Source organism: Spirillospora sp. NPDC047418 (assembly GCF_040643275.1).
GTDB lineage: Bacteria > Actinomycetota > Actinomycetes > Streptosporangiales > Streptosporangiaceae > Spirillospora.
The window spans coordinates 14,218-30,969 of sequence record NZ_JBEYTW010000078.1 but is presented as its reverse complement, the minus strand read 5'-3'; the positions used below and the strand labels follow the sequence as shown (position 1 = coordinate 30,969).

At 73.2% G+C, this 16,752-nt stretch carries 13 protein-coding genes; 7 read left to right on the top strand and 6 right to left on the bottom strand.

Going from position 1 to position 16,752, the window contains the following annotated elements; all coding sequences use genetic code 11:
* Positions 1-67 precede the first annotated feature (67 nt).
* The 5 genes from ABZ806_RS34045 to ABZ806_RS34025 all read left to right on the top strand — a co-directional run bounded on the left by ABZ806_RS34045 (position 68) and on the right by ABZ806_RS34025 (position 7,266).
* A complete protein-coding gene (locus ABZ806_RS34045) occupies positions 68-3,418 on the top strand; it encodes a S8 family peptidase (protein WP_500221567.1) in 3,351 nt (1,116 codons plus the stop codon).
* Positions 3,419-3,495: 77 nt separating this feature from the next.
* Positions 3,496-4,107, top strand: a complete 612-nt coding sequence (locus ABZ806_RS34040; protein ID WP_500221566.1) for an RNA polymerase sigma factor — start codon at positions 3,496-3,498, stop codon at positions 4,105-4,107.
* The gene (locus ABZ806_RS34035) at positions 4,100-5,290 is read left to right on the top strand and encodes a hypothetical protein (protein WP_500221565.1); all 1,191 of its coding nucleotides are present in this window, start codon (positions 4,100-4,102) and stop codon (positions 5,288-5,290) included. The genes ABZ806_RS34040 and ABZ806_RS34035 overlap by 8 nt, the downstream gene beginning before the upstream one ends.
* Positions 5,291-5,434: 144 nt before the next feature.
* On the top strand, positions 5,435-6,040 hold the full coding sequence (locus ABZ806_RS34030; protein WP_500221564.1) for an RNA polymerase sigma factor: 606 nt from the start codon (positions 5,435-5,437) through the stop codon (positions 6,038-6,040).
* Entirely contained in the window at positions 6,037-7,266 is a 1,230-nt protein-coding gene (locus ABZ806_RS34025; RefSeq protein ID WP_500221563.1) for a hypothetical protein, read from the top strand. The genes ABZ806_RS34030 and ABZ806_RS34025 overlap by 4 nt, the downstream gene beginning before the upstream one ends.
* Positions 7,267-7,399: 133 nt before the next feature.
* Here ABZ806_RS34025 and ABZ806_RS34020 read toward each other — a convergent pair whose 3' ends face one another.
* Positions 7,400-8,146: a TetR/AcrR family transcriptional regulator gene (locus ABZ806_RS34020; RefSeq protein ID WP_500221561.1), complete on the bottom strand. Its 747-nt coding sequence runs from the start codon at positions 8,144-8,146 to the stop codon at positions 7,400-7,402.
* Between the two features lie 65 nt (positions 8,147-8,211).
* Between ABZ806_RS34020 and ABZ806_RS34015 the strand changes: the two genes are divergently transcribed.
* Positions 8,212-9,714, top strand: coding sequence for an MFS transporter (locus tag ABZ806_RS34015; protein WP_500221560.1), 1,503 nt, complete (start codon positions 8,212-8,214; stop codon positions 9,712-9,714).
* On the opposite strand, the gene ABZ806_RS34010 is transcribed toward ABZ806_RS34015, so the two are convergent.
* Positions 9,704-11,236 (bottom strand): 3-hydroxyacyl-CoA dehydrogenase, encoded by a 1,533-nt coding sequence (locus ABZ806_RS34010; RefSeq protein ID WP_500221559.1) that lies wholly within the window; start codon positions 11,234-11,236, stop codon positions 9,704-9,706. The two genes, ABZ806_RS34015 and ABZ806_RS34010, sit on opposite strands and share 11 nt — an antisense overlap.
* A 101-nt stretch (positions 11,237-11,337) precedes the next feature.
* Between ABZ806_RS34010 and ABZ806_RS34005 the strand changes: the two genes are divergently transcribed.
* A complete protein-coding gene (locus tag ABZ806_RS34005; RefSeq protein WP_500221558.1) occupies positions 11,338-12,546 on the top strand; it encodes an acetyl-CoA C-acetyltransferase in 1,209 nt (402 codons plus the stop codon).
* Positions 12,547-12,602: 56 nt separating this feature from the next.
* Here ABZ806_RS34005 and ABZ806_RS34000 read toward each other — a convergent pair whose 3' ends face one another.
* The 4 genes from ABZ806_RS34000 to ABZ806_RS33985 all read right to left on the bottom strand — a co-directional run bounded on the left by ABZ806_RS34000 (position 12,603) and on the right by ABZ806_RS33985 (position 16,627).
* The gene (locus tag ABZ806_RS34000) at positions 12,603-14,396 is read right to left on the bottom strand and encodes an ABC transporter permease (protein ID WP_500221557.1); all 1,794 of its coding nucleotides are present in this window, start codon (positions 14,394-14,396) and stop codon (positions 12,603-12,605) included.
* Positions 14,397-14,401: 5 nt separating this feature from the next.
* Positions 14,402-15,340, bottom strand: coding sequence for an ABC transporter ATP-binding protein (locus ABZ806_RS33995; RefSeq protein ID WP_500221556.1), 939 nt, complete (start codon positions 15,338-15,340; stop codon positions 14,402-14,404).
* Entirely contained in the window at positions 15,337-15,870 is a 534-nt protein-coding gene (locus ABZ806_RS33990) for a PadR family transcriptional regulator (protein ID WP_500221555.1), read from the bottom strand. Before ABZ806_RS33990 ends, ABZ806_RS33995 begins: the two co-directional genes overlap by 4 nt.
* A gap of 121 nt (positions 15,871-15,991) precedes the next feature.
* A complete protein-coding gene (locus tag ABZ806_RS33985; protein ID WP_500221554.1) occupies positions 15,992-16,627 on the bottom strand; it encodes a TIGR03086 family metal-binding protein in 636 nt (211 codons plus the stop codon).
* Between the last annotated feature and the right edge of the window lie 125 nt (positions 16,628-16,752).

The following is a 16,752-nucleotide window of genomic DNA, read 5'->3' as shown; positions in this document are numbered from 1 at the left end:
GATCAGCCGTTGCGGGTGATCAACATCGACCGTCCGGTACGGGGCGGTTCTTGGCAGAGGAGAGTTGATGACGCACAGACGTCGGAGCCGGGCCTTGCTCGGTGTCCTGCTCGCGGCCGGGGCGCTGGCCGCGGTCGCGCCGCCCGCGCAGGCCGCGCCGCCCCCGGCGGGCGGGCTGGAGCCGGGGCAGTCGTGGAAGGTGACGCTGCTGACCGGGGACGTCGTCTCCGTCCGGACGGTCAAGGGCAAGCCGCCGCTCGTCTCGGTGACCCCGGTGCCCGGCAGGGAGAAGCGGTCGTTCCGCAAGGAGATCCGGCCGGACGGGCACGTCGTCGTGACGCCGATCGATGTCGCGGGCCTCGTCGGGCGGGTTCTCGATCCGGAGTTGTTCGATGTCACCGCGCTGATCGCGCAGGGCTACGACGACGCGCGCAGCAAGGACCTGCCGCTGATCGTGCAGCGCGAGAAGGGCGTCCGGTCGCTGTCGGCGCTCGGTGGGGCGGTCGACCAGGGCAGGGAGCTGCCGAGCATCGGCGCCGTGGCCGTGCGGCAGTCCAAGGGCGATGCGGGTGGGCTCGGGCAGGCCCTCGCCGGGATGCGGGGGCCGTCGGTCAAGGCGACCGGCGGTATCCGGCAAATCTGGCTGGACGGCAAGGTCAGGGCGAACTTCGCTCCGACCGCGACCCGCCGGGTCGACCGCAACCTGCGGCAGGTCGGGGTGCCGGCGGCGTGGCGGGCCGGGTATACCGGCAAGGGCGCGAAGGTCGCCGTCCTCGATACCGGTGTGGATGCCGGGCATCCCGACCTGAAGGGGCGCATCGCCGAGTCGGCGAACTTCTCCGAGTCGGCCGACACCGTCGACCGCTTCGGGCACGGCACGCATGTCGCCTCGACCGTCGCGGGGACCGGCGCCGCGTCCGGCGGGGAGCGCAAGGGCGTCGCGCCGGACGCCGACCTGCTCATCGGCAAGGTTCTCGGCGACGACGGGTTCGGCACCGACTCCAGCGTCATCGCCGGGATGCAGTGGGCCGCGTCGCGCGCCGACGTCGTCAACATGAGCCTCGGCGGCGCTCCGACCGATGGCAGCGACCCGGTCTCCATGGCACTGACGAACCTCACCGCCGAGTACGGGACGCTGTTCGTCGTCGCCGCGGGCAATGAGGGCACGTTCGCGTCGGTCGGCTCGCCCGGCACGGCCGAGGCCGCGCTCACGGTCGGCGCCGTCGACGGCCGCGACCGGCTCGCGGAGTTCTCCAGCCGCGGCCCGGTCGGGATCGCCGCCAAGCCGGAGATCGTCGCGCCGGGCGTCGACATCGTGGCCGCCCGTGCCGCTGGCACGGCGGCGGGCACTCCGACGGGGGCGCACTACACGAAGATGTCGGGTACGTCGATGGCGGCGCCGCACGTCGCGGGCGCCGCCGCGCTGCTCGTGGCGAAGCACCCCGACTGGAAGGCCGCCCGGCTCAAGGCCGCCCTTGTCGGCACCGCCGACCCCGCCACCGGCGGCGACGTCTACGAACTCGGCGCGGGACGGCTCGACGTCGGCGAGGCCGCGCAGGCGCCCGTCCTGGCCAACCAGGGCATCGCCGACCTCGGGACGTCGAAGTACCCCGAGCACCGGGCCCTCTCCACGCGACTCGGCTGGACGTCGAACACCGGCCATCCGGTCGGGCTGCGGCTGAGCGTCAAGGTGACCGACCGGGAAGGACGCGCGGCGGACGGTGTCGCGAACGTGCCATCCAGTGTGAGCGTGCCGGCAGGCGGTACCGCGACGGCGCCGCTGACCGTGGACGCCTCCCGTGTCGGTGACCGTCCCGGCCTGTACACGGCCGTGGTCACGGCCGAGGGCGGCGGTGTCACGCTGGAAACGCCCGTGACGTTCTACGTCGAACCGGCGACGCATACGCTCACGCTCAAGGCCACGCAGTTGCCGGGTACCGACCCGGAGAACTTCTTCGCAACCGCCACCGTGGTCAACCTCGACGACCACTCGCTGTACTCCGAGGGTGTCCGCGTCGGGGCCGAGGGCGCGACGGAACTCCGCGTCCCCGCGGGCCGCTACGCCGTCCTCGGCAACGTGGAAGACTTCGGCGACTGGCGCTCGGCCCTCGTCGGCGACCCCGAGGTCGCCGTCGACCGGGACGTGACCGTGACGCTCGACGGCGCCGCGTCCGTCGAGATCGGAGCGAGCGTCGAAGGCGTCGAGACCACGACGACGATGGCCGCCGCGGACATGGTGCAGGACGTCGGCGACGGGCTCTGGTTCTACTCCGTCTACGCCTTCGACCCCGTCAACGCGCCCGTCTACGCGCAGCCGATGGAAGGCGTGACGAAGGGGACGTTCAAGGCGGCGACTCAGTACCGGCTGACCGCGCCCGGTGCCGTGTACGACATCGTCCACCCGCTGGGCAACGGGATCCCCACCGACCCGACGCACACCGTCACCACCGCCGAACTCGAGCGGATGGCTCGCGTCCACCAGGAGTTCGCCGCGTTCGACGGGGACACCGGTCGGGCCATGATGGAGAAGCGCTACGGCATGAGCCCGGAGGGCCTGCTCACCTTCGAGGGGAGCGGCGACGTCCAGCCCGGAACGTCCCGGACCGACTACGTCTCGACCGGGTCCGGCATGCTCTGGATGAGCGAGGGATTCGTCAAGTTCGGTGAAGACTTCTGGGTCGACCAGGGGGAATTCACCGATCTGAAGCCGGGACAGCGGATCTCGCACCGGTGGGGACGCCAGCCGCTGCGCCCCGGCCCGTACTCCGGCACCGGCATCACGCCCAGCGGATGTGCCCGGTACCCCACGGCTCGCACCGGGGACAACGTGCGCGTCTCGCTGGTCGACCTCCAGACCCGTCCGGACGGTTTCGACTGCGCCATGCATGAGGTGAAGGGGCACATGACGCTGTTCGCCGGCGAGCGGAAGGTCGGTGAGAAGGACGGCCCGTTCGGCGACTTCACCGTCCCATCCGGGGCGGCGGATTACCGGCTGACGTATGAGAACGACGCGTCGGCCATCATGCCGGTGTCGACGCGGACATCGACGTCCTGGACGTTCCGTTCCCGTACGCCGCGCGGGCGCAAGAGCGCCAATCTCCCGCTCCTGCTAGTCGACTACGACCTTAACCTCGACATGCACAACCAGCCCGCCGGTGAGCCCGCCGTGTTCACCGTCGCGCGGATGGCGGGCTCCGGCGGAGCGAAGGCGAAGGTCACCGGGCTGCGGTTCTGGACGTCCGCGGACGACGGCACGACGTGGCAGGCCGTCCAGGTGAAGGACCTCGGCGGCGGGCGGTTCAGCGCCCCGCTCCCGGCCCCCGTCAAGGGGCAGGCCGTGTCGCTGCGGGTCAGCGCGCGGGACGCGGGCGGCAGCGGCGTCGATCAGCGGATCATCCGCGCCTACCGCGTCCGGTAGCCCGGCTGTGACGAAAGCGGTGAGGGGGTCCGGGTGATACGTGTGTGACCGCCATCCGTGCGACGGAAAGGCACCACATGACGGGGAACCCCCTCGCCGCGGCGCGACCGGACCGGCCTCCCGCCGGTCCGGCCGCGCCGCTGCCGTCCCTGCACGACCCGGAACGGTTCGGTGACGTCTTCGACGCCTACTTCGCCGAGATCCACGGGTACGCCGCCAAGCGCCTCGGCCCCGACGCCGCGTCCGATGTCGCGTCGCAGACGTTCCTGGAGGCGTTCCGCCACCGCGACCGCTACGACCCGGCGCGGGCGAACGTGCGGACCTGGCTGTACGGCATCGCCACCAACGTCATCGGCAGGCACCGGCGCAGCGAGGTGCGCGGGCTGCGGGCCCGCGCACGGCTCGGCCCCGTCCGGGACGAGGCCGGGCACGCCGACCGGGTGGACGCCCGGGTCAGCGCCCAGGGCCTGCGCGGACGGCTGGCCGGCGCCATCGCCGCGCTGCCCGACGGCGAGCGCGACGTGCTGCTCCTCGTCGCGCTCGCCGACCTCACCCACGAGGAGGTCGCGGCGGCCCTGGACATCCCGTACGGGACGGTCGGGTCGCGGCTCAGCCGGGCCAGGAAGAAGGTGCGCGAGGCACTCGGCGGGACGAACCCGATGCGCGAAGGGGAGCACGACCATGGATGAGCTGCAGATGATCCGCGAGGCGTACGGGGAGCCGGAGCCGCCGACCCTGCGGGAGATGACCGAGGCCCGTGCCGCGGTGTTCGGGACACCGCCGCGCACGCGCGTCCGGTTCGGATGGCGGCTCAAGGCCGGTGTCGGCCTGGTCGCCGTGGGCGCGGCCACCGCGGTCGCGATCGCGGCCGTCGGGTCGGGGTCGCCCGCCCCGCCCGCGACCCCCGCCGGGACGGACCTGGGCGAACGGGCCGTGCTGGCGGCGGCGGAGAAGGCCGCGGTACAGCCGACCGGCAAGTACTGGCACTCCGACATGGTCGACGGCCAGTCGTACATCATCCGCGCGAAGACCGGGACCTACGCGATCACCGCCGGGGGCACGGAGGTGTTCAACTGGACCGGCCTGAAGCCCGGCATGGGCGAGGGGTCCTTCGACCGGGACCTCCCGGCCCATCCGGCGAGCGCGCGGGACGAGGCGCTGTGGAAGAAGGCCGGATCCCCGTCGACGTTCAGGGTCTGGTCGAACGGCCGGTTCTCCACCTACACCGCCGAGGCGGCGACGTGGCGGCCGGAGGGCCGGGACGCCGACGGCGACCCCGGGGGCGGCGGGAAGTTCTACGGGGGGCTCGGGCGATCCTCGTTCGAGGACCTCCAGGACCTGCCGTCCGACCCGTCCGAACTCGCCGAGAAGTTCTTCAGCCGGTCGGCGATCGAGCGCGTGCCCCGCGAGCAGTGGGAGCGGCTGCACGGGAAGGGGAACATGGACGAGGTGGTGCCCGCCATGCAGATGCGGCGGGCGATGGCGATGCTGAGAGGCCCGCTGCCGCCGAAGGTGCGGGGCGGGCTGATGCGGGCGCTGGCGGCGCAGCCGGGCATCCACGCGGCCGGCCGCGTCACCGACCCGCTGGGCCGGACGGGTGTGGCCCTGGCCACCGGCGAGCGCAGCGTCACGAGCACCGCCGCGTCCGCCGCGTCCGGCACGCCCAAGGCCGAGCAGGGGACGTACCGCTACCGCAAGGTGATCGTCTTCGACGAGGGCACCGGCGCGCTGCTGTCCCTCCAGGACCAGCTGACCACGCCCGGCGGCCCGTACGCGGGGATGAAGCCGGGCTTCGTCATCGGCTACGGGGCGCAGCGCAGCTCCGGCTGGTCGGACGCCAGGCCGAAGCCGCCCGCGGAACCGCCCTTCTGACCGGAGGACGCGCGCCCTCCGCCCAGGTCTCCGGTCGGAGGACGCGCGGCCGTGTGAAGGTGCGTGGGCGTGAAGGCGGATCGGGGGATCGGCTGAGAACGGGGTGACCGAGCAATCGAGTACCCCCACAGCGAGGATCACCTCATGGTCCACCACCACCCGCCGGATACCGGTGGGGACGCGTCCGACACGGAGGCGATCGTGCGGTCGCGGCGCGATCCCGCCGCGTTCGCGGAGATCTTCCACCGCCATTTCGCCGCGATCCACGGGTATGTGGCGCGGCGGCTCGGCGCGGACGCCGCGGACGACATCGCCGCCGAGGTCTTCCTGGCCGCGTTCCGCAAGCGCGGCCGGTTCGACCCGGCGCGCGGGGCGGTCCGCCCCTGGCTGTACGGCATCGCGACCCGGCTGATCGGGACGCACCGGCGCGCCGAGGGGCGCCGCTACCGGGCGCTGGCGCGCACGCCCGCCGACCGTTTTGAGGACGGTCACGAGGACCTGGTCGCGGCCCGCGTCACGGCCGGCGGCGCGGGCCAGGACCTGGCCGACGCGCTGGCCCGGCTGCCGCGCGGGGACCGGGACGTCCTGCTGCTGGTGGCGCTGGCCGACCTGTCCTACGAGGAGGTCGGGCAGGCGCTCGGCCTGAAGACGGGCACGGTCGCGTCCCGGCTGCACCGTGCCCGGCGCCGCCTGCGGGAGTCGCTCGGCGGAACCAACCCCGCGCTGATCGTTGAGGAGACGCCCGCATGAACAGGAACGAGATGGACCGGGTCCGGGGCCTGCTGCGCGAGCCGCCGCCCCCGTCGGCGGAGAGCACGGCGAAGGCGCTGGCGATGCTGGAGGACGAGATGGCCGGGAAGCGCGGCGCGAGGACGACAGGCACGGGGACGGGGCGGCGGCGGTTGGGCTTCGGGTGGCCGGCCGGGCTGGGGCTCGGACTGGTCGCGGCGGGGGCCGCGGCGGCCGTCGCGGTCGTGCTCACCGGCCAGGGGACCCCGGGGACCCCGGGGGCGCCGGGCTCGCCGGGCGCGCCCGACGGCGTCGACCTCAACAAGCAGGCGGTGCTCGCGGCGGCGGCCAAGGTCGAACTGACCCCGACCGGTAAGTACTGGTACACCGACCGCATCGACGGACAGTCGTACATCATCCGGGCGAAGACCGGCACGTACGCGATCGTCGGCGCGGCGAGCGAGTCGTTCAACTGGACCGGCGTGAAGAAGGGGACCGGTGAGGCGTACTACGGGCGCGACCTGCCGGCCCGGCCGCTCACGGCGCAGGACGAGGCGCTCTGGAAGAAGGCCGGATCGCCGTCCGAGTTCCGGGTCTGGTCGAACGACCACTACTACACCTACGCGGCCGAGGCGACGAAGTGGCGGTCGGACGGTCCGGAGGTTGGTATCGACCCGGAGGGCGGCGGCGAGTTCCTCGGTGAGCCGGCCGAGGAGTGGCAGAACCTGCCCACCAACCCCGCCGAACTCGCCGAGAAGTTCCTGAGCGGCGAGGAGGCGGGCCGGGGAATGAACCCCGTGGCGAAGAGCGGCCGGAAGCCGACCGAGGCGCAGACGGCCTCCGCCGGGATCTGGCGGACGTCGTCGATCCTCGGCGGCACCCCCGTCCCGCCGAAGGTGCGGGCGGGGCTGATGCGGGCGCTGGCCTCCCGTCCGGGCATCCAGGCGATCGGCCGCGTCGCCGACCCGCTGGGCCGTAACGGCGTTGCGCTGGCCTCCCCCGAGCGGACCGCCACGATCACCGGGGAGTACGGCGGGCCGAAGGCCGAACGAGGCGCCTACGGCCACCGCCTGGTGATCGTCTTCGACGAGAAGACGGGCGGCGTCCTGTCGGTCCAGGACACGCTGACCAGGCCCGGCGGCCCGTACGCGGAGATGAGGCCGGGCTTCGTCATCAACTACGTGGCCGTCCGCTCGTCGGGCTGGACCGACACCAAGCCGGAGCCGCCCGCGAAGCTGCCCTTCTGACCTTTCCGCGAGGACCTTCCGGACCGGGGGCGGTGACCGCCGCGTTATCCCCTGGCGAACGCCGCCTCCCCGCCGATGCCCTCCGCCCACCGTCCGGGCGGAGGGCATCGTGCCGCCAAAGGGCTTGGGGCGGTCAGGGGCGGCGGGATTCGAGGCCGTCGAGGACGCAGGCGAGGCCGAACGCGAACCGGCCCTCCAGGACGTCGCCGGTCTCCTTCATCCAGATGTCGCGGATGTGGGACGCGAGGCCGGGCCGCTCCGCGTCCAGCCGGGTCAGGTAGGGGTGCAGGTCGCGGACCCAGTCGGCGGAGGACGTCCCCTCCTGGTTGCGCTGCCAGCTCGCCTCGCTGCCGGCCGCGCCGATCACGTAGTCGACCACCGCCGACCAGGCGTATTCGAGGCCGAAGCCGGTGAATCCGGCGGCACCGAACGCGGCGAGCACCTCGTCCAGGACGCGGGTGGCGTTCGGGCCGATCATCGGACGGCCGCCGAACAGCGTCACCGTCCACGGATGCCGGTGGATCATCGCGCGGAGGCTGCGCGCGTAGCCGGTCGCGGCGGCCCGCCAGTCGCCGCCGGACGGGACCGCCACCTCCGCCATGACCCGGTCGATGGCGAGTTCCAGCAGTTCGTCCTTGTTCGCGACATGCCAGTACACCGAGGTCGCGCCGGAGTTCAGGCGCGTGCCGAGGCGGCGCATGCTGAGGCCGTCCAGCCCCTCGGCGTCGAGCAGGTCGAGCGCCGCGTCGACGATCTGCGTCCGGGTGAGGGCCGGCCGGCCGCGCCGGGCCCGCTCCGGACGCACCCAGACGGACGCCGCCTTCTCCTCCGCCATCCCATGCCCCTTCCGTTTCTCGTACAGGGTACGAGACTTGAACATCGTACGAGCTTAGTCGTACAGTGTGCGAGTTAACTCGAACGGTGTACGAGAAATGGAGAGTGGACATGACCCCGCATCCGCGGCGCTGGCAGATCCTCGGCGTCCTGTGCCTCAGCCTCTTCGTGGTCGTGGTCGACAACACGATCCTCAACGTGGCGATCCCGTCCCTGCTGAAGGACCTGGACGCCACGATGTCCGACGTCCAGTGGACGATCGACGCCTACTCGCTGGTCTTCGCCGGGCTGCTGATCACCGCCGGCAGCCTCGGCGACCGGCACGGGCGGCGCCGCGCCATGCTGGCCGGCTTCGCGCTGTTCGGCGCCGGCTCGCTGCTCGCCGCGTTCGCCGCGAGCCCCGCCCAGCTCGTCGCGATGCGCGGGCTCATGGGCGTCGGCGGCGCGCTCCTCATGCCCGGGACGCTGTCGATCATGGCGCAGGTGTTCGGGCCGGACGAGCGCCCCAAGGCGTTCGCGATCTGGGGTGCCACGTCCATGGTCGGCCTCGCCGCCGGGCCGACGCTCGGCGGGTTCCTGCTGGAGCACTTCTGGTGGGGCTCGGTCTTCCTCGTGAACGTGCCCGTCACCCTGGTCGCGGTGGCCGGGCTGCTCGTCCTCGTCCCCGAGTCGCGCGGGCCGCGCCGCCGCCCGGACGTGCTCGGCGCCGTGCTGTCCACGGCCGGCATGGCGACGCTGGTGTGGGCGATCATCTCCGGGCCCGCGCACGGCTGGACCGGCCCCCGCACGGTCGGCGGCCTGCTCGCCGGGGTCGCCGCGCTCGTCCTGTTCGTCTGCTGGCAGCACCGCAATCCCGAGCCGATGCTCGACCTGCGGCTGCTGCGCGACCGGAACTTCTCCGGCGCCGCCGCCATGATCGCGCTGTTCGGCTTCGCGCTCGCGGGGATGCTGTTCGCGCTGACCCAGCTGCTCCAGCTCGTCCTCGGCTACGGGCCGCTCAAGGCGGGCTTGGCGCTGCTGCCGGTCGCCGTCTCCGCCGGTCTCGGCAACGGCCTCGGCGCGTCCCTGGAGTCGCGCTTCGGCGCCCGTCCCGCACTCGTCACCGGGTTCGCCGTCGCCGCGGCCGGCTTCGGCGGCCTCGGCCTCGCCGGGGACGGCGGCTACGGCCTGCTGGCCGTCGGACTCTCCGTCCTCGGCTTCGGCGCCGGGCTCGGCACCCCGCCCGCGTACAGCACGCTGATGGCCGCGGTCCCGCCCGAGGAGGCGGGGGTCGGCTCGGCGGTGAACGACGCCGGCCAGGAACTCGGCAGCGCACTCGGCGTCGCCGTCCTCGGCAGCATCGTCTCCGCCGCCTATGCCGGTGCCCTACCCGGCACCGTCTCATCCGCCGCCCGCCACTCCCTCGGCGAAGCCCTGGCGCTCGGCGACCCCGGCCTCGCCCACGCGGCCCGCGAAGCCTTCACCGACGCGGTCGCGGTCGCCTCCTACGCCGCCTGCGCCGCGATGCTGACCGCCGCCCTCTTCGCCGCCTTTATCCTCCGCCCCGACCGCCCGGTTCCCACCAGCGAGCGTCCTGAGGAGGCGCGCAAGAACTCCCGCGTCGTCAGGCAGTGAGGTCGGACGGGGCGGTACCGGTCTCGTCCAGGGGGAGGTCCAGGGTGGCGCGTTCGGTCAGCCAGGCGCTGGGACGGTAGCGGGGGTCGCCCGTCACCTGCTGGAGGCCGCGCAGGATCCGAAGGATGCGGTCGGCGCCCTCGTGCCGGCCCCACTCCAGCGGGCCGCGCGGGTAGCCGAGACCGAGGCGGACGGCGGTGTCGATGTCCTGTGGACGAGCGAGCCGTTGCTCGGCGATTCCGCAGCCCACGTTCACCACGGAGGCCAGGAGGCGCTGCGCCACTGGGGCCGGAGCGTCGCGGACGACGGAAACGGCGCGTCCGGTCGCCGCGAGGGCTGCGATACCCGCGCGCCCTGCGTCCACGTCCACGCCCGGATGCACCATCACGGTGAGGCGGGTGAAGAACCCGCCCAGCGGGTCAACGCCCAAGGTGCGCTCCAACGGAAGGCCCTCTGCCGCCGCCACGGTGCTCTGCCCCAACGGGGCGACGAGCACGACTGCGTTGGCCGAAGGCCCTTCCCCGGACTCGACCTCTACTCCCGCTGCGGAAAGCAGCGCGCCCAGTGCTTCACGGACGTCGCCGTGTACCCACACTGGGCGCGGCTCCACCGCCGGGACAGTGACCTCCGGTGGCTCTTGCTTGGCGCCGTCCACGTACTTGTAGAAACCCTCACCCGTCTTGCGTCCGTACAGGCCGGCCTCCAGGCGTGCCCGCCCGAGCCTGGACGGACGGAACCGGGGCTCGGTGTAGAACCCCGTCCAGATGGACTCCATCACCGGGTGTGACACGTCCATCCCCGTGAGGTCGAGCAGCTCGCACGGACCCATTTTCAGGCCCAGGACGTCCCGCGAGATCCGGTCGATGTCCACCGGCTCAGCGGCACCTTCGGAGAGGACCTGCAACGCCTCCGTCACCAGGCCGCGCCCAGCATGGTTGACGAGGAACCCAGGCGCGTCCGGCGCGATAACCGGTTCATGCCCAAGACGCCGGACGAGGTCGGCGAGCGCGTCGGGAATCCACTCCGCCGTACGCGCCCCCGGAATCACCTCCACGAGACGCATCAACGGCACCGGATTGAAGAAATGCAGCCCCGCCACCCTGGACGGATCCTCCAGAGCCGCCGCGATCGCCGTCACCGGCAGCGAACTGGTGTTGGTCACCAGGATCGTGTGCTTCGGGCAGACCTTCTCCAGGGACGCGAACAGTTCCCGCTTGGTGTCGATGTCCTCCCGGACGGCCTCGACCACGAGATCGCAGTCCTGGAGCGGGGTCAGCGGCTCACCGACCGGCCGCAGCCGTGCTTTGGCGGCCTCCGCGTCCTCGGCGGTCATCCGGCCCTTGCCGACGAGCTTGTCGAACATGCCGCCGATGTACTCGGTGGCGGCGACCACGGCCTCCATCCGGATGTCGGCCAGCTCCACGGTCAGCCCGCCCGCCGCGGCGAGCTGCGCGATGCCGCGCCCCATCGCCCCGGTACCGATCACCCGGATCGTCGTCGCCTGCCGCGCCCAGTGCTCCACCGTCGCCTCCTCGCTCGTCCGCTCCCCCCGCATTCAACCGTGACGTCCGTGCGGGTCGTAATCTGCGGGGTGCCCGCAACCGAACCCGTGAGGAGCCCACCATGCGCGATGCGGTGATCTGCGAGCCGCTGCGTACCCCGATCGGCCGGTTCGGCGGGACGCTGAAGACCGTCCCGCCCGTCGAGCTCGCCGCCACCGCCATCCGCGCGCTGGTCGAACGGACCGGCCTGCCCGGCGACGCGGTCGACGAGGTCGTCCTCGGCCACTGCTACCCCACGTCCGACGCCCCCGCCATCGGACGCGTCGCCGCGCTGGACGCCGGGCTCCCGGTCTCCGTCGGCGGCAGCCAGCTCGACCGGCGCTGCGGGTCGGGCCTGCAGGCCGTCCTCAACGCCGCCATGCAGATCCAGACCGGTGTCAGCGACGTGATCATCGCGGGCGGCGCGGAGAGCATGAGCAGCGCGCCGTTCTATACGACGAAGGCGCGCTGGGGCGTGCGCGGGCCGTCCCTCGAACTGCACGACGCGCTCGCGCAGGGCCGCGTCACCGCCGGCGGCGTCAACTATCCGGTGCCCGACGGCATGCTGGAGACGGCCGAGAACCTGCGCCGCGAGTACGGCATCGGACGCGAGGAGCAGGACGCGCTGGCCGTCCGCTCCCACCAGCGTGCGGTCGCCGCGCAGAAGTCGGGCGTGTTCGCGGAGGAGATCGTCCCGGTGACCGTGAGGTCGCGCAAGGGCGACACGATCGTGGACACCGACGAGCACCCGCGCCCCGACACGACGATCGAGAGCCTGGCGAAACTCCGTCCCGTCCTCGGCGGGCAGGACGCCGAAGCCACCGTGACGGCCGGGAACGCCAGCGGCCAGAACGACGCCGCCGCCGTCTGCGTCGTCACGACCCCCGAGCGCGCCGCCGAACTCGGGCTCCGCCCGCTCGTCCGACTGGTCTCGTGGGGCCGCGCCGGAGTGCCGCCGAAGACGATGGGCATCGGGCCCGTCCCCGCTACGGCCAAGGCCCTGCGAGCGGCCGGCCTCACCCTCGCCGACATCGACCTCATCGAGCTGAACGAGGCGTTCGCCGCGCAGGTCCTCGCCGTCACCCGCGAATGGGGCCTGGAGGACGCCGACTGGGACCGGGTCAACGTGCACGGCTCCGGCATCTCCCTCGGCCACCCCGTCGGCGCGACCGGCGCCCGCATCCTCGCCACACTCGCCCGCGAGATGCACCGCCGCGACGCCCGCTACGGCCTGGAGACGATGTGCATCGGCGGCGGCCAGGGCCTCGCCGCCATCTTCGAACGCCTCTGACCACCCGTCCGCCCGGACCGGGCCGCAGGCCGCTCGGCCCCGGCCCGGGTCGGGGCTCAGACTGCTTCGGCGTTGAGGGTTCGCGCTACCGGGTGCCGGGCCGCGACGCGGGCGGGGAGAGCGGTGAGCGCGGCCGTGACGGGTAGGGCGGCCAGTGCTGCGGCGAACAGCGTCCAAACGGGAGGCCAGCTCGTGTTCGGCGCGGCGAAGGGCAGGCACAGGATGAGGCCCATGGGGACGCCGACGACGGCACCGGGCAGCGTCGGGAGGAGCTGGGCGGCGGACAGCCCGGCGGTGACCTGCCCGGGGGTGGCCCCCAGGGTGCGGGCGATGGCCATGGTGCGCCGGGACTCCTGGGCCGTGGTCCACGTGATGGTGATGGTGTTGATCGCGGCGAGGACGATCAGCGCGGCGGTGACGGCCAGGATCACATGGTGCTGCTGGGCGTCCCGTAGGTCGTTCGCCATGGGAGAGCCCGGGTAGCCCTTCATGGGCTGGGCGTAGATCACCAGCAGGCCCGTGACCGTGGTCATCGTCGCCGCGGTGTTGCAGGCGTGCAGGATGGCGCGGCCGGGCCTGCGGGCGATCAGCCGCAGCCCGAGCAGCAGCGGGGTCGGCAGCAGCGCGGAGAACCTCGTCAGGTGGGCCCGCTGCTGGGGCAGGTGGGCGCCGTCGGCCAGAGCCGTGACGGTTGCGGTGCGCAGCGCCCGGACGGTCGGGCCGAGCGTGGTGAGCCCCGCCACCGCCAGGGCGACGGCGGCCGTGAGGACGATGGTGCCGCCGCTCGGCCCGGTCGCGGTGGTGATCAGACTGCCACTGGGGTTGACGACGGCGGGCTCGATCAGCCGTGCGATGACCAGGCCCAGCGCGTCGGCGAGCAGCGCCAGCGTCAGGTATTCGGCGAGCAGCACGGCGGCGATGAGGCCGGGCGTGGCGCCGACCGCCTTGAGCAGCCCCACCCGGCGGGTCTGCTCGGCGGCGCGTCCCGCGGCCAGCGTCGCCACGCCGCCGATGGCCAGGAAGCCGAGCAGCCAACTGCCGATGACCAGGATCGGCTGGCTGTCCCTGAGCATGACCGAGTTCTGGTCGGCCACGAACTGCCAGGCGCTGACGTTCACCCAGGTGTCCTCGAACGCCGGGGCGACGGCGGCGACATGCCGCGCGAACGCCTCGGCCGCGCCGGGGTCGCGCAGCTTCAGGTAGATGAAGGACGTCACCTGGGCGTCGGGCGACTCCAGCGCCCGGGTGTCCGGTTCGGCCAGCCAGACGACGCCGCCGCCGTCGCTCGGCCCGCCGTTCGGACCGATCCCCAGCGCCCACGGGTAGATCGAACGGGCCGCCGTCACGGCGATCCCGGTGACGGGGAACGAACGGCCGGCGATCGTGACGTGGTCGCCGACCTGGACGTCCAGCGCGGTGGCGAAGCCGCGCTCGACCACGGCGCCTCCCGGACGGACCCAGCCGCCCGACGTCACCAGCGGACGGTCCACCGGGCCCGGCGGCCTATCGGCGACCTGCACCACCGCGGCGCCCGTCGAGCCGTGCGCCGTGAGCGATGTGTAGTACTGGCGGTGCGGGCCGCTGTGCGCGACCACCCCGGGCGCCCGCTCCAGGGACTTCAATGCCGTGATCGTGGTCGGATCGGTGCCGGGGGAGTACGCGGCGACGTCCGGCCCGGCCGTGGCCGCGCGCGTCTGCTGGTAGAGCTTCCCGGTCGCGCCGTGCAGGGATCCGCCCAGGCTCAGCATGGCGGTGGCGGCGGTGATCGACACGAGCAGGATCGCGGCCTGGGCCGGGTGCTGCCGCACATCGGCCACGACGAGGCGCAGGACGAGAAGGAGGAGTCCCACGACGATCAGTCCTCCAGCCCGATCAGCCCGCCCAGGCCCCCCACCCGCTCGCGACCCGGAAGGCCATCCCCCAGCCACTCGCCACCCACCGGACCACGGCCCACCGGGCCGTCGCTTGCCGGACCGCCGCCCGGCGGACCAGCGTCCACCGGATCAGCGTCTACCCCCTCGGTGTTCGCCGGGCGGGTGCCTGGCAGGTCAGTGCCCGCCGGGTCGGTGCCCACCGGCTCCCTGCCCATCGAGTTGGTGTTCGCCAGCAGGGTGTCGTCGACGAACGTCCCGTCCCGCATCGAGAGCAGCCGGTCGGCGGTGGCGGCGACCCGCTCGTCGTGTGTGACGATCACCAGGGTCTGGCCGGTGGAACGCAGCTCCGCGAAGAGGCGCAGCACATCGAGCGTCGCCGCGGTGTCCAGGTTCCCGGTCGGCTCGTCGGCCAGCAGGACGAGCGGCTCGTTGGCCATCGCGCGGGCGATGGCGACCCGCTGGCGTTGCCCGCCGGACAGCTGTGAGGGCAGGTGCCGGGCGCGGTCGGCGAGCCCGAACCGCTCCAGCAGGTCGGCGGCGCGACGCCTCGCCGCGCGTGGTGAGCGTCCGGCGAGGAGCGCGGGCAACTCCACGTTCTCCGCCGCCGAAAGCTCCTCCACCAGGTGGAACGCCTGGAAGACGAAACCCACCGACCGGCGCCGCAACCGGGCCAGCCCCCGCTCGCCGAGGGTGTCGATCCGCCGTCCGGCCAACCACACCTCCCCGCCGCTGGGCCGCTCCAAGCCGCCCAGCAGATGCAGCAGGGTGGACTTCCCGCAACCGCTGGGCCCCATCACCGCCAGCATCTGTGCCGCCGGTACGTCTAGGTCGACGTCATCGACCGCCCGGACCAGGCCCTGCCCCTCGCCGTGCTCCTTGCGCAGGCCGCGGACCTGCAGGACGGCGCCGAACTCGTTCATGCACCCTCGGATTCGTTCTCGGTCCTCGACCAGCGGCGCTCGCAGGCCTCCAGCCAGCGCAGGTCCGCCTGCAGCCGCAACGCGACGCCTTCCAGCAGCAGGCCGGCGGTGGAGCCGTCCGGCTCGGCGAGCACCGCGCGCTGCACTTCGCCCAGGCGCCGCAGCAGTTCGCGGCGCTGCGCGTCCACCAGGGCGACGGGGTCGGCGAGCCGGGCCGCAGCGGCGGCGGCGAGCTTGAGATGGAACTCCGCCAGGTTCGGTTTCGGCCAGTTCACCTCGGTCAGCCACGCGGCCACGCGCTGCTGCCCGGCCGGCGTCAGCGCGTACACCTTGCGGTCGGGACGGTCCGGGAGGCCGTCGGCGCGTTCGCAGGCGACCAACCCCGCCTTCTCCAGCCGGGCCAGGGTCACGTAGACCTGGCCCGCGTTCATCGACTCGCCGAGCGGCCCGAGGGCCCGCCGCAACCGCGCACGCAGGCCGTACCCGTGTGACGGTTCCTTCGCGAGCATCGCCAGCACCGCGTCCTGCATGCGCGATCGTCCCTCCTGGTGTGGCGGTGGTACAGATCGCCGCGCCGCTGGTGACGCCGCCGGGAACGCCGCGCTCACACCTAACGGCTAGCTAATAGCTAACCGTTAGCTGATGTGTGCGTCAAGCGGAACCGCCGGCCCGGCGGTCGGGCCGCCGGACCGGGGGCGTTGGCGTCCAGGAGGGGGTGCGGCCGGTCAGGGCGATGAGGCGGTCCAGGGCGGGGGCGTCGGCGGGGACGTCGACGGCCGGGCCGAAGAGCCCGGGGATGCCCTTGCCGTCGCTCTGCTCCACCGCGGGGGCGACGAAGGCGAGGCAGGAGTCGATCTCGTCCTCGCCGACCTCGTAGGGCTGGCCGGTGGTGCGGGCGATGTCCCAGCCGTGCACGACCAGCTCGTTCATCGCGACGTTCCCCGCCTCGGCGCCGGGCAGATCGAGGCCGCCCGCCTTCGTCATCCCCTGCCAGGCGTCGGGGGAGCGCCAGGCGGCGGCGAGGGCGTCGAGCTGCTCGGGGATGCGGGCACGCCAGTCCGGCGGGAGGCTGGACGCGTCGGCGGACGGCGGCGGCGACTCTCCGCCCGGGAAGTGCTTGGCGGCGGCCCAGGTGAAGGCGAGGGCCAGGCCGTTGACATGGTCGAGGAGCGCGCCGAGGGAGGTGTCCGCGCAGGGGGTCGGCGCGGTGAGCCGGTGGTCGGGGACGTTCGCGAGCAGCGCGGCCATGCGCCGGGACGCGGGCGTGAGGTCGGGCGTCGAGGTCATCTCGGGTCCTCCGTTGGTCGTACCGGTGGACGGGACCGCCCTGGACGGGCGCCGCCCTGTGGTATGGACTCGGGAACCCGCTGATACTCATCGGAATGCGCATCTCTAAGGTATGACGGGCGACA

Coding starts and splice junctions, on each gene's coding strand:
- ABZ806_RS34045 (WP_500221567.1), top strand. CDS start 68: ATGACGCACAGACGTCGGAGCCGGGCCTTGCTCGGTGTCCTGCTCGCG.
- ABZ806_RS34040 (WP_500221566.1), top strand. CDS start 3,496: ATGACGGGGAACCCCCTCGCCGCGGCGCGACCGGACCGGCCTCCCGCC.
- ABZ806_RS34035 (WP_500221565.1), top strand. CDS start 4,100: ATGGATGAGCTGCAGATGATCCGCGAGGCGTACGGGGAGCCGGAGCCG.
- ABZ806_RS34030 (WP_500221564.1), top strand. CDS start 5,435: ATGGTCCACCACCACCCGCCGGATACCGGTGGGGACGCGTCCGACACG.
- ABZ806_RS34025 (WP_500221563.1), top strand. CDS start 6,037: ATGAACAGGAACGAGATGGACCGGGTCCGGGGCCTGCTGCGCGAGCCG.
- ABZ806_RS34020 (WP_500221561.1), bottom strand. CDS start 8,146: ATGTTCAAGTCTCGTACCCTGTACGAGAAACGGAAGGGGCATGGGATG.
- ABZ806_RS34015 (WP_500221560.1), top strand. CDS start 8,212: ATGACCCCGCATCCGCGGCGCTGGCAGATCCTCGGCGTCCTGTGCCTC.
- ABZ806_RS34005 (WP_500221558.1), top strand. CDS start 11,338: ATGCGCGATGCGGTGATCTGCGAGCCGCTGCGTACCCCGATCGGCCGG.
- ABZ806_RS33995 (WP_500221556.1), bottom strand. CDS start 15,340: ATGAACGAGTTCGGCGCCGTCCTGCAGGTCCGCGGCCTGCGCAAGGAG.
- ABZ806_RS33990 (WP_500221555.1), bottom strand. CDS start 15,870: ATGCAGGACGCGGTGCTGGCGATGCTCGCGAAGGAACCGTCACACGGG.
- ABZ806_RS33985 (WP_500221554.1), bottom strand. CDS start 16,627: ATGACCTCGACGCCCGACCTCACGCCCGCGTCCCGGCGCATGGCCGCG.